Source organism: Saccharothrix isguenensis (assembly GCF_052936305.1).
Genome location: NZ_CP193626.1, coordinates 1,826,430 through 1,838,934, shown reverse-complemented (window position 1 = coordinate 1,838,934; position 12,505 = coordinate 1,826,430). Strand labels below are relative to the sequence as shown.

Genomic DNA, 12,505 nt, shown 5'->3' with positions numbered 1-12,505 from the left:
GATCGTAACGGCGTGCTGGGATGTGGTCGTGCGGATGTTGTGGCCACCACGCGAGGGCGAGATCACCGACAGCGAGCTGGAACGGCTCTACGACTACCCCGACGGGCTCGACCGGCCCTGGGTGCAGGTGAACTTCGTGTCCAGCGTGGACGGCGCGGTGTCGGTGGCGGGCCGGTCCCAAGGGCTGGGCAACGACGCCGACCACAAGGTGTTCATGCTCGGCCGCGACCTGTGCGACGTGGTGCTCGTCGGCGCGGGCACGGCCCTGGTCGAGGGCTACCAGGGCGTCAAGGCGGGCGAGGTCCGGGCGTCCCGGCGGGCGAGGCTGGGGCTGGCGCCGGTGCCGCCGATCGCGGTGGTCACCGCGCGGTGCTCGATCGAGCCGACGTCCCCGCTGCTGACCAGCACGTCCGTGCCGCCGATCATCCTCACCACCGCCGGCGCCCCGGTCGAACGGCGGGACGCGCTGGCCGCGGCGGGTGCGGACGTGGTCGTGGCCGGTGCCGAGTCGGTGGACATGGGCGTGGCGTTGGAGGCGCTCGACGGACGCGGCCTGCGCCGGGTCGACTGCGAGGGCGGGCCGAAGGTGTTCGGCTCGCTGATCGACGCGAACCTGGTGGACGTGCTCTGCGTGACGTTCTCGCCGCTGCTCGCGAGCGGTGACGCCGGGCGGATCGCGGTCGGTCCGCTGCCGCCGGCGCCCCGGTCGCTGGAGCTGGAGTCCGTGCTGCACCACGACAGCGCGCTGCTCCTCCGCTACCGCAAGGCGGCTTAGCGCCATCACGTGCGCCGGGGCGGCCCACCGGGCAGGATGGCCGGGTGGCGCTCCCGTTGAACCCTCCCGTGCAGCCCATGCTGGCCAACGCGGTGGACAGCATCCCGACCGGCGTCGACCTCGTGTTCGAGCCGAAGTGGGACGGCTACCGCTGCCTGGTGTTCCGCGACGGCGACGAGGTGTTCCTCCAGTCCCGCAGCGGCAAGCCGCTCAACCGGTACTTCCCGGAGGCCGAGGCCGCGCTGCGGCGCACCCTGCCGCCGCGGGTCGTGGTCGACGGTGAGCTGGTCGTGGCGAAGGACGACAAGCTCGACTTCGACGCCCTGTCCGAGCGCATCCACCCGGCGGCGAGCCGGGTGAAGCTGCTGTCCGAGCAGACACCGGCGAGCTTCGTGGCGTTCGACGTGCTGGCCGTGGGCGACGACGTGCTGCTGGACCAGCCCGGCACGAAGCGGCGGTCCACGCTGGAAGGCCTGGTCACGCCCAGTGACGGCCTCTACCTCACGCCCGCGACCACCGACGCCGCCCTGGCCCTCCAGTGGTTCGAGCTGTTCGAGGGCGCGGGGCTGGACGGCATCATCGGCAAGCCCGCCGCCGGGGAGTACACGCCCGGCAAGCGGTCCATGATCAAGGTCAAGCACGCCCGCACCGCCGACTGCGTGGTGGCCGGGCTGCGCTGGCACAAGGACACCGAGCCCGGCACGGCCGTCGGCTCGCTGCTGCTCGGCCTGCACGACGACGCCGGCATCCTGCACCACGTGGGCGTGGTCGGCTCCTTCAAGGCCGCCGAACGACGTGCGCTCGCGCAGGAGCTCCACGGCCTCATCACGTCGGAAGACCACCCGTGGCTGGTCGAGCCGGACGGCCGCCGGCTGCCCGGCGAGATCAACCGGTGGCGCGGCAAGCACGCGGACTGGGTGCCGCTGCGGCCGGAGCGGGTGCTGGAGATCTCGTACAGCCAGACCGAGGGCGGCGCACCGGCCCGCCTGCGCCACAACGGCCAGTTCCGCCGCTGGCGCCCGGACCGCGAGCCCGAGTCGTGCCGCTACGACCAGCTCGACCAGCCCGCCCGCTACGACGTCGACTCGGTGCTGCGCGGGGAGGTCCGCCCCGCCTGACGGTCCACGACCTCGCGGCCCGGACCTCGGCCAGGCAGTCGGCCACGCTGTGACGTGCGACCTCACGCCCGATCAGGTCCAGCGGCAGGTCGTCCCGCTCGAACCGCACGCAGCGGGTTCGCCAGGACCACGTCCCGCACCGCCGACACCGTCGCGCGCCGGTCCTCGCGGCTCCGACAGGACTGCTCGACCGTCGAGGCCTTGCTCCACCAGGGCTCACACCTCCGGTCTCGCGGTCCGGGTCGCCCCGACCGACGCCAGCACCACGCAGAAGACCGCGGCGTACTGCGCCGGGTGCAGCGCCTCGTGCAGCACGATCAACCCGGCCAGCGCGGCGACCGCCGGTTCCAGGCTCATCAGGATGCCGAACACGCGCGGCGGCATCCGGCGCAGCGCCTCCAGCTCCAGCGAGTACGGGATCACCGACGACAGCAGCGCCACCCCCGCGCCCGCGATCAGCACCACCGGGTCGAGCAGCATCGTGCCCGCCTCGGCCACCCCGAACGGCAGCACCAGCGCGGAGGCGAACACCATCGCCAGCGCGAGGCCCTTGCCGTCGGACGTGCGGCTGCCCAGCGCCGCCGCCATCACGATGTACCCCGCCCAGCACACGGCCGCCGCCAGCGCGAACAGCACGCCGGGCAGCGCCAGGCCACCGTCCACCCTGGTCAGCAGCAGCACGCCGCCCGCCGCGAGCAGCGCCCACACCCCGTCCAGCCAGCGGCGCGACCCGAACACGGCCACGGCCAGCGGCCCCAGGAACTCGATGGTGACCGCCGCGCCCAGCGGGATGTGCTTGATCGCCTGGTAGAAGGTCAGGTTCATGGTGCCGAGCACCAGCCCGTAACCGGCGATGACCAGGTACGTCCGCCGGTCCAGCCGCAACGACGGCCGCCAGATCAGCACCAGCACCACGGCCGCCAGCACGAGCCGCAGCGTGACCGTGCCCGTGGCACCCGCAAGGGTGAACAACTGCTTGGCGACGGCCGCGCCGACCTGCACGCTAACCACGCCCAGCAGGACCAGCGCGGGTGGCGGGATCGCGCCGAACGCCCTGGCGGCGGCGGCGAGCGGCCCCGGACGGGGGTACGGGCGTTCAGGACTGCCTTCGACGTGCACGACGACCACCCGGCCATCCTCCCCCAGCCCGCTCACCGAAGTCTCACCTGGACTGTGTGAGGCTTCCACCTGCCTGCCGGGAGAGAGCGAGGGACCACTGTGCCGCGTCGGCGTCACGCCGCCTTGATGTTGGCGGCCCTGAGCGCGCTGGCGGCGTGCAGCGCGGGACCGTCGACCCGGCCGGTGATCGCCGTGCACGGTGACGGCGAGGAGCCGTCGACGGCCTCCGTGCCGTCCGGCCCCCGCGAGGTGCCCCCGCTGGAGGACTACGAGGCGAACCGGCTGGCCTGGTCGAAGTGCACCGACTCCACCAACGCCCGGATGGGCGGCACGGCGCCGGCCGGGGAGTACGAGTGCGCGCGGCTGACCGTGCGGCTGGACGCGCCGAGCCGTCCCGGCCGGGGCAGCCTGGGTCTCGCGCTGCTGCGCGTCGGCACCGGCGGCAGCCCGCTCGTGGTGCTCAGCGACGCCGACGGCGAGCCGGGCACGCTGAAGGCGGCGCGGCTCGCCGCGAGCCTCCCGCCGCAGGTCCTGAGCAGGTTCACGCTGATCGGCGTGGACCGGCGGGGCACCGGCGAGTCGGACGGGGTGCAGTGCGTGCCGGACGTGGCGCGGGTGGAGATCGTGGAGTCCGACCCGGGGTCGGAGACGCACGACGAGTTGTCGGAGGCCTACACGCTGGCCAGCCGCGAGTGCGTGCTCGACCTGGAGAACCGGCTGACGGCGGTGGACTCGTGGCGTGCGGCGGCCGACCTCGAACAGCTGCGCGAGGCGCTGGGCGTGCCGCACCTGAACGGCATCGGCATCGGCGAGGGCTCGCGGGTGCTGTCGCTGTACGCGAGCCGGTACCCGGACCGGATCGGGCGGATGGTGTTCGACGGCGCGCCCGACCCGACGCTGGACGTGCCGGCGGTGGCGCAGACCCGGGCGGTGGCGGCGGAGGAGACGTTCTCGGCGTTCGAGAAGGACTGCGTGGTCCGGGGCTGTCCGCTGGGTGCGGACGCCACGAGCCGGTTCAAGGCGTTGCTGGAGTCGTTGCGGGACGAGCCGCTGGACGGGCGTGGCTTCGACGTGACGCCGGGGACGGCGACGGTGGCCGTGCTGGCGGGTCTGGCGGACCGGTCGCGGTGGCCGGCGCTGGCCGACGCCCTGGTCGCGGCGGAGGGTGGTGACGGCGCGAGGCTGAGCGCGTTCGTCGACCCGCTGCTGGCCGACGGGGAAGAGGGCCCGCCGTGGCTGGACGCGGGGATCGTCACCGGCTGCAACGACACCACGACCCGCATCCCGCCCGAGCGGGTGCAGGGGATGGCCGCGGACTGGCGGACCAAGCACCCGTTGTTCGGCGCCTACTTCGCCCGCGAGCTGCTGACGTGCGGCCCCTTCCCCGTGCCGCAGCCGGCGAAGGTGCCGAAGCTGGTCGGGGCGCCGCCGATCCTGGTGCTGACGACCGCCGCCGACCCGGTGACGCCACGTGAGGGCAGCGAACGGGCCGCACAGGCGTTGCCGGCCGGGATCGTGGTCGGCTGGCAGGGCGGCGGGCACGGAGCGTTGGGCCAGTCGGCGTGCGCGATGAAGGCGACCGAGGAGTTCCTGGTGAACGCGAAGGTGCCGACGAGCGGCACCGTCTGCCCACCCTGACCCGTGAACCCGCCCCGAGCCCCGGCGCGCTGGGGCGGCCGGGGCCGGGCGTTGTCTTTCACGGGCGATCAGTCATCGCGTGACGGGCGCCGGTCTAGCAGCTGGAACAGCACCCGCAGCCAGGACCCGTGCAACCGGTGCAGCAACCGCAACTGCCGAGCTGTGGTTCTTCCACGGTCATGATCTCCACCACCATCTTCTGTCTCCCCGGAGTCGGACTTCCTCCTGCGATCGAAGGTATTTCGACCCCACCGTCCGCCCTACCGCTGGGCAGGGGAAGCCCCCTCACCCGATCGCGGAACAGCAATCATCAAGATGTTGCAATACGTGTTCACGACCCCTCAGCCGGTCAGCTCGTCCAGCGCCCGTTGCGCCTCCGCGAGCTCCGCCCGCAGCTGCTCGACCCGCGCGAGGTGCCGTTCCCGGGCCGCGTCGATCACGCTCTCCACCGCTTCGTCGACCTCCGCCGGCAGCAGTTTCGCCGCCTGCGACACCGCCGACGCGGCCACCGGAGCGGCCTTCAACGTCCGCTTCGAGCCCCACTGCACGTCGACCGTCCACTCACCCTCGACGGTCGACACCAGCGTCACCGTCACCTCGGCCGGCTTCGCCTGCTTGCGCGCGGCGGGCTTGCGGTCGGCGGCCGGCGCCGCGGGTGCGGGCGCCGGCTTCGGCTTCGCCGGTGGCGGCGCGGGCGTGTAGATGTGCTCGACCGGCGCGGGAGCCTCGGCCTCCTCCTTCACGGGGGCGGGAGCCGGCGCACGCCTGCGCGGCGCCGGCTTCTCCAGCGTCAACTCGGCCGGTGAGAACGACAGGTCGTCCTTGTCACCGGTCGGCCGCACCTGGATGAAATCGCCCTCGGCCGGCTCGGTGAACGACATCACCTTCGCCGACCGCCCGGCCTCCACCCCGACCGCGGCGGAGGTGAACCAGACCGCGGCCGGACGACCCGCGGCCAGCTCCGCGCGCAAGTAGTCGATGTCCTCCTCGGACAACGAGTTCTGCTTCGCCTTCGCCATCGGTACCTCCACGACTTGCACAAGATCCGTCGGGGTGCAGCTTGCCCTACGGCACCGACAATTCCGCGAGCTGCCGGTCGTGCGGACGCGCGAGGACCCATTGGGCGACCACCGAACCGATGAGCGCGAGGAGCATGTCCCAGTGGGTGTCCCAGACATCTCCTTGTGTGCCAAGGAAATCCGTCGCGGACTCACCGCCGACCATCGCGCCCGCCCACTCAACGAACTCGTACCCCGCGCTGATCGCCAGGCAGGTGGCGGAGACGAGGAAGAACGTCCACCGGCCCGGCCGCAGCGGCGACCGGCGCAACAGGACCTCCCGCACCAGCACGGCGGGCACGAAGCCCTGCACGAAATGCGCGAACCTGTCGTAGTGGTTCCGGTCGGTCCACGGCAGGTCGCCCAGCGGCACCTCGGCGTAGGTGTAGTGGGCGCCGAGCGCGAGCACCAGCGCGTGCCCGAAGACCAGCCAGTACGCGAGCCTGGTCAGCGGGAACCTGCGGTACGTCACCACGAGCAGCGGCAGGGCGATCAGGATCGGCGCGACCTCCAGCAGCCAGGTGCCGTAGCTCTTGGGCCGGATGGCGGACACCGCTACCGCCACCACGACGAGCGCGGCCAGGACGAGCGGTTGGCGAGCCCTCGGTTCCATCCACCGGATCCTGCCGGCTCGCGCGCCCGGCCAGAAGTGGTCCGGTCCGGGAGTCCAAACAGGACACGGGCGGCGAGGTGAGCCCTCGCCGCCCGTGCCGTCCACCGCTCGCGCCGCTGGTGCGGCGGTGGGATCAGGACCCGAACTGGATCCAGTTGACGTTCACGAAGTCGGCCGGCTGGCCGCTGGTGAAGGTCAGGTAGACGTCGTGCTTGCCGGTCACGCCCGTGATGTTGGCCGGCACGGTCCGCCAGCTCTGCCAGCCGCCGGTGTTGCCGATGGCGAAGCTGCCGACCGGGGCGGCCGTGGGGCTGCCGAGCCGGACCTCCACCAGACCGCTCACGCCGCCCGCCGCGCCGCTCGCGACCCGGGCGACGAACTGCCGGCCGGTGCGGGAGCCGAAGTCGACGCCCCGGTAGAGCGTCCACTCGCCGTTGGCGATGCCCGCGATGTTCTGGCCGCCACCGGTGTCAGTGGTCGTCTCCTTGAACACGCCCTTGTGCGCGTCGTAGGACTCGGCCTGGATGGTGCCGAACGCGTCACGGGAGACCGGCGGAGGCGTGGTCGTCGTGGTCGTCGTGGTCGTGGTCGTCGTGGTGGTGGTCGTGGTCGTCGTGGGATCGGTCGGGTTGACGCCGCCCGAACCGGAGTCCACGCCGCTGCCGGCCGGACCGCGCCACGCGGTGGACGACGCCGGGACGTTCAGCGTCTGCCCGTCGGAGAACGTCACCGTGGTCGCCGTCGCGCCCGGGTTGTAGGCCACGTACGTGCGGGCGCCGTTCTTGCTCAGCACGGCGTGCGTCGGCACGTTCGCGGTGACGGACGTGTCGGGCGTGCCGTAGGTGTCGAGCGACGTGATCCAGTGGTAGGCGTGCGCCCGCGAGTCGCCGTCCTCCGGCGGGAGGCCGCTGCCGTAGTTCGCCAGCGCCTGCGCCGGGTCGGCGATCGCGAGGAACTGGGTGATGATGTCCTTCCACTCGACCTCGGTGCCGCCGTTGTTGGCGCGCAGCTCGTTGACGTTCTGGATGATGTCGGCCTTGTAGTCGGCGTGGTACAGCGAGCCGCCGGTGATCGGCAGCATGTTGATGCCGTGGATCTCCTCCGGGTTCGCCGTCCACCACGTGCTGTAGCTGGCGCCCGCGCCCCACACCATGCCGACCGTGCCGTGCTTGAAGGCGGCCGGGAAGACGGTGTCGTCCTTGTCGAACCAGTACTGGGCGATCGTGGACTCCTGCGTGGTGTGCAGGTAGATGCCCGCGTCGCGCAGGGCGGTGTCACCGGTCGCCTGGCCGAACAGCACCGCGGCGGTGGCGAACATCATCCCCTCGGACGAGGACTCCTCGTTGTTGCCGTGCGCGAACCCGGCGTGGCCGGACGCCCAGCCGTGGCCGGCGTACGCGTCGAAGTTCCGCATGAACGGGAAGCGGGTCTCGCCGCGGTCGTAGTTGTTGGCGTCCTTGACGAGCAGCTTGATCATGCCGCCGTACCGGGAGTCCGCCGCCCACGCCTGGTCGTGCTGGGCCAGGATCGCGGCCGCGAGCACGTAGTAGCCGTGGTGGAAGTGGTGGTCGTTCAGCTCGGCGTCGGTGCCGTAGGAGGCCGGGTAGCCGGTCAGCGCGCCCCACGTCGAGTCGTAGACGAAGTGCTTGTCCGCCTCGCCCGGCGTGGCGGTGAGCCAGTCGGTGAGCCGGTCGCGGACCATGCCCAGCAGACGGTCGCGGCCCGCCGTGTAGCCGATCTGGTTGGCGACGCGGGCGAGTGCCGCCAGCCGCCACATCGCCTTGCCGGTCCAGTAGGTGTCCTTCGCGCCCTTCCACGGGTCGGCGGCGTTCAGCTCCTGGTCGATCTCGGCGCGCAGTCGGTTCTTGTCGGCTGCCGAGGACAGGGGGAGCGCCGGCAGGACGCCGTTGAACGTGCTGCGGGTGGTGAACGACGAGCCCTCGCGCAACCGCATCTCACCGCGCGGCGAGGTGTAGCGGTGGGCGGTCATGGCGTCGGAGGAGTTGATCCACTGGTGCCGGTAGAGCGCCTGGAGGGTGCCGGTCTGGGTGCCCTGACGCGGCGTGGTCGTGGCCGTGTAGGTGGCCGTGAGCTGGGCGTTGGCCGAGTTGTACGACCAGCTCACCTTGGTGTCGGTGATGAAGGAGAACGCGTAGCGCTGGAACAGGGGCAGCGCGTCGCGGCTCGGCAGCACGGCGACCGAGAAGAAGGAGGCCGACGCGGTCGCCTCGGCGGTGCCGACGACGTTCCACGGGGTCGGGGAGAACAGCGCGTAGTCGCGGCCGTTGATCGTGACACCGAGCGTGGTGCCGGTGTTGCTCCAGATCGTGGTGGCGCCGTTGAAGCCGACCCTGGCCGCGCCGCCCGAGGCCTCCGCGTAGACGTACGGCGAGCCGTGGCCGATGGTGGTGCGCAGGGTGCGCGTCCCGTCGGTCCAGAGTGGACTGACCGTCCAGTCGGACCAGCCGTCGACCGCGGTGCGCGGCGCGTTCAGGCCGGCCACGCCGACGAACAGGTCGTCCTGGTGCATGAACTCGTAGAACCGGCCGTCCGGCGTGATGTTGGGGGTGTTCGGGTAGCCGACACCGAGCCCCTGGGCCGCCGCGTGGAAAGTCAGCGGGTGGCCGTACATGTTCTCGGAGTACGGGTTGCCGGGGTAGCGCTGGAAGGCCAGCGACGACCACCAGTCGTTGGTCGGGACCGGGCGGCCGGCCATCCGCGCGGTGACCTTCGGCGTGACGGGGGCGCCGTTGTAGTCGGATGGGCCGACCGTGCCGGCCGGGCGGGTGGTGGCGTAACTGCCTGCGCCGACAGGTACGGCGTTGGCCGTTCCGGTCAGGACGAGCGGTATCGCCGCGGCCACGGCCAACGCGGCGACGGCAGCCGCCAGATGGGGGCGGATTGAACGCACAGGGACCTCCAGCAGGGACTCACGACCTTGTGAGAGCGCTCTCACGCACCGCAAACGGTAAACCCGTGCTTGCCTCGTGTCTACTGTCGACCGCTTCTGACTTCGTCAAGTAGCGGCGCGGAGGGCCCTACTCCTCCACCCGGAGCCGGTACTCGCACCCGTACTCGACCGCGTACTGGAGGTCGTAGTGGTGCACGATCTTGGGGCCGCCGTGCAGGTGGACGTGGGTGACGGTCTGCTTCGGGGCCTCGGGCGCCTTGGCGTGCGAGTCGACCCGACCGTCGAGAGGCCCACCGACGAACCGCACCACGTACGCATGCGTCATCGTCTTGCCTCCCTCTCGTCCGACATCGCCCCCCATGGTACGAGAGGACCAGTCGGATCACGGCCGAACTGCGGCCCGAAACAGCCGGTTGGAGCAAACGCCGGTGACCGGGCCGACACTCGACCCCGTGTGAGGACCACGAGCGAGTACGAGGCCGGACAGCCGGGCTGATCGCCACAGCCCTACACGACGTCGACCTACGCGCTCAACCCCATGTCCGCGATTCCGTCGTCGGGCCGCAACGACCCGTCCTCCCCGAACCCCGCCGAATCCAGCACTGCCCAGATGGCATGGGCAACGGCCGCGTAGTCGTGGGCCGACACGTCGGCGGGCAACAGCACTTCAAGGCGGCGAGCGGGCATACGTCAAGCCTGCCCGTGGACCACTGGCCCGGCGATACCCCAACCGGGCAGAGTCTGGACCGCGGGAAACCAGCCGTGAAAACTCGGGAATAATACCCTGAACACCGAGGATCACCATCCGCGAACAATTGTGCCCGCACCGCCAGTCGACGGCCTCTACCAGCACTTATGCCAGCATCCGTGGCTGCGCGCCGGCACTCGTCATGTCGAGCACCGAGGTCGCCGGTACCGGTCCACCATCGCCCGACAAGTGAGGGTTGCCCGCTTTCCCGGCTCTAGTTGCGCTTCCGGGACGGCTGGACGCGCATCGGCTCACCGGGCATCTTCGGGTAGTCGGGCGGGTACGGCATCTCGCCTCGCTCGTCGCCCGCGTACCAGTCCAGCAGCGTCTCGATGCCGAACGCCTCGTCATCCAGGCCGGCGTGCGGGTCGCCGTTGTCCTCCAAGTACTTCGGCACGGTCAGCACGTCGAAGTCGTCCGGGTCCACACTGGACAGCCGCTCCCACGTCACCGGCGTCGACACCGTGGCGCGCGGGGTGCCGCGGACGGACCAGGCGGATGCGATGGTGCGGTCCCTGGCGGCTTGATTGAAGTCGAGGAACACCCGCTCGCCGCGTTCCTCCTTCCACCACGACGTGGTCGCCTTGCCCGGCGCCCGCCGCTCCACCTCGCGCGCCAACGCGATCACGGCGTGCCGGACGTCCACGAAGTCCCACTCGGGCCGAATCCGCACGGCCACGTGGATGCCGCGCCCACCGGACGTCTTCGCGTAGCCGGTGAGCCCCAATTCGTCCAGCACCTCGCGCAGCACCATCGCGACGTCCACCGCGTCCCGGAAGCCCGTTCCCGGTTGGGGGTCGAGGTCGACGCGCAACTCGTCCGGCCGGTCCGTGTCCGACCGCCGCACGGGCCACGGGTGGAAGTCGAACGTGCCCAGGTTCGCCGCCCACACCAGCACCGCGGGCTCGGTCGGACACACCTCGTCCGCGGGGCGCCCGGACGGGAACTTGATGCGAGCCGTCTCGACCCACTCGGGAGCGCCCTTGGGCAGCCGCTTCTGGTAGAACGCCTCCCCCGCAACCCCGTCGACGTACCGCTTCAACGTGGTCGGCCGGTCCCGCAGCACGCGCAGCAGCGGTTCGGCGACGGCGAGGTAGTACTCGACCACCTGCAGCTTGGTGATCTCCCGGTCCGGGAAGTAGACCTTGCCCGGATTCGACACCCGGACCACGCGCTCGCCTACGTTCAGTTCCACAGCTTGGGCCGCCACGCGGGCGAGCGTAACAACGGCGACCGGGCCGGGCAGGGCAAACGCGCCGTCGTGGTGATCAGCACACGACCGCGGTGTATCCAGCCGTCGGGTCACCCCTCCGACCAGCGGTTTTACACCACTCAACCGCTGCCGTCACACCGTGCCGCCCGGAGGTGCCATTAGCCCGTTCGCATGTACGCGAATGATCTCGCCCCGACCGTTACAGCGCTTCGATACAGTTCCCGACTGACCACAGAGCGCAATCGGGGAGGTTTGTGCTGTGACCGGCGACAACGGGGGGCTGACGGGAGACGTCGGCCAGTACGCCCTGCAGCAGTACCGCGAGCAGGGCGGTGGCGGGCTGGCGAGCCTGTTCACCATGGGCATCAGCGACATCGTCGCCGCCACCAAGGCCCTGTCGGCCGCGAACGAGGCGCAGGCGCTCTCAGTCGACCCCCAAGCGGTCGACACGATGCTGAAGAAGCTCACCGAGATGCAGGACACCCTGGACAAGATCCAGCGACACGCCTTTCAGCTCAGCAACAAAACTCCACTGGGCGGTGGATACGCCGAGGACATCGGCATTGTAAATGGACAACTCGGCGAACAAGTGATCGGCGAGATCATTCCCGAGATGGTCACGGCCATCGACGGACTGAAAGCCCAAATCGAGAAGAGTCGGGCCTCGTACCAGAACGTCGATGAAGCCAAGGCTCAAACGCTCAACAACCTCTGACTGACAAGGCAGCTCCATGAACCGCGCACTCACCCGCATCTCGTTGGCCTGCGTGACGGCCTCGGCCTTGGTGATCACTGCCTGTAGCGACGATCAAGGAGGGACCCCCACTCCGCAGACACTGTCGGCCGCGTCCACCACCAGCAGCGGCCCGAAAGTCAGCGACACGAAGCTCGTCGGAATCAAGGCCTGTGACTTGTTGACATCCGGTGAGGCAAAGGAGGTCGGCCTCACGAGTCCTGGCGAGGCCGGCCAGGTCGCGGGAACATCGAGCTGTGATTGGACCGTCAGCGGAAATGGCGGACTCCTCGTCAGTATTCTGCCGGACCAGGGAATCGATGCCCTGAACATCGAACAGGACAAGGCATCGCCGATCGAGGTCGGGAAGTACGACGCGACCCAGATCCCTGCCCCGCGCGGCGGGAAGGCCGGTTGTGAGGTATTCATTCAGGTCACCGACTCCTCCACTGTCGAAGTCACCGCGAACCTCAAAGCCAGTTCTACCGACACGGATGCCGCCTGCGAACGGGCGACGAAGGCTGCTGAATTGATCGCGCCCAAGCTGCCCTGACTGCTGTCCGACCGTCCCGAGGGGGG

Annotated in this window: 11 protein-coding genes; 5 read left to right on the top strand and 6 right to left on the bottom strand. The window is 70.6% G+C overall.

Translation table 11 applies throughout. The features are described from left to right. The first annotated feature begins 34 nt into the window (after window positions 1-34). Both ACRAKI_RS08920 and ACRAKI_RS08915 read left to right on the top strand, forming a co-directional pair. Window positions 35-775 (top strand): pyrimidine reductase family protein, encoded by a 741-nt coding sequence (locus tag ACRAKI_RS08920; RefSeq protein WP_447008366.1) that lies wholly within the window; start codon window positions 35-37, stop codon window positions 773-775. Between the two features lie 44 nt (window positions 776-819). Then, on the top strand, window positions 820-1,893 hold the full coding sequence (locus tag ACRAKI_RS08915) for an ATP-dependent DNA ligase (RefSeq protein WP_447006577.1): 1,074 nt from the start codon (window positions 820-822) through the stop codon (window positions 1,891-1,893). Window positions 1,894-2,109: 216 nt separating this feature from the next. Here the strand turns inward: ACRAKI_RS08915 and ACRAKI_RS08910 are convergent, their stop codons facing one another. Continuing rightward, entirely contained in the window at window positions 2,110-3,021 is a 912-nt protein-coding gene (locus ACRAKI_RS08910; protein ID WP_447008365.1) for an EamA family transporter, read from the bottom strand. A 117-nt stretch (window positions 3,022-3,138) separates the two neighbouring features. On the opposite strand from ACRAKI_RS08910, the gene ACRAKI_RS08905 reads away from it, so the two are divergent. Beyond that, window positions 3,139-4,650: an alpha/beta hydrolase gene (locus ACRAKI_RS08905; RefSeq protein ID WP_447006576.1), complete on the top strand. Its 1,512-nt coding sequence runs from the start codon at window positions 3,139-3,141 to the stop codon at window positions 4,648-4,650. 341 nt (window positions 4,651-4,991) lie between these two features. Here ACRAKI_RS08905 and ACRAKI_RS08900 read toward each other — a convergent pair whose 3' ends face one another. From ACRAKI_RS08900 to ligD, 5 genes are all read right to left on the bottom strand, one after another. Next, window positions 4,992-5,669: a DUF6319 family protein gene (locus ACRAKI_RS08900; RefSeq protein WP_447006575.1), complete on the bottom strand. Its 678-nt coding sequence runs from the start codon at window positions 5,667-5,669 to the stop codon at window positions 4,992-4,994. 46 nt (window positions 5,670-5,715) lie between these two features. Next, the gene (locus ACRAKI_RS08895) at window positions 5,716-6,321 is read right to left on the bottom strand and encodes a DUF2238 domain-containing protein (protein WP_447006574.1); all 606 of its coding nucleotides are present in this window, start codon (window positions 6,319-6,321) and stop codon (window positions 5,716-5,718) included. A gap of 133 nt (window positions 6,322-6,454) precedes the next feature. Beyond that, window positions 6,455-9,232, bottom strand: coding sequence for a glycosyl hydrolase (locus ACRAKI_RS08890; protein ID WP_447006573.1), 2,778 nt, complete (start codon window positions 9,230-9,232; stop codon window positions 6,455-6,457). A 127-nt stretch (window positions 9,233-9,359) separates the two neighbouring features. Next, entirely contained in the window at window positions 9,360-9,557 is a 198-nt protein-coding gene (locus ACRAKI_RS08885) for a hypothetical protein (RefSeq protein WP_447006572.1), read from the bottom strand. Window positions 9,558-10,194: 637 nt separating this feature from the next. Continuing rightward, a complete protein-coding gene (ligD, locus tag ACRAKI_RS08880; RefSeq protein ID WP_447006571.1) occupies window positions 10,195-11,190 on the bottom strand; it encodes a non-homologous end-joining DNA ligase in 996 nt (331 codons plus the stop codon). 262 nt (window positions 11,191-11,452) lie between these two features. Here ligD and ACRAKI_RS08875 point away from each other — a divergent pair, with 262 nt between their 5' ends. Together ACRAKI_RS08875 and ACRAKI_RS08870 are read left to right on the top strand one after the other, a co-directional pair. Next, a complete protein-coding gene (locus tag ACRAKI_RS08875; RefSeq protein WP_447006570.1) occupies window positions 11,453-11,908 on the top strand; it encodes a hypothetical protein in 456 nt (151 codons plus the stop codon). Between the two features lie 16 nt (window positions 11,909-11,924). Next, a complete protein-coding gene (locus ACRAKI_RS08870) occupies window positions 11,925-12,479 on the top strand; it encodes a DUF3558 domain-containing protein (protein ID WP_447006569.1) in 555 nt (184 codons plus the stop codon). Window positions 12,480-12,505 lie beyond the last annotated feature (26 nt).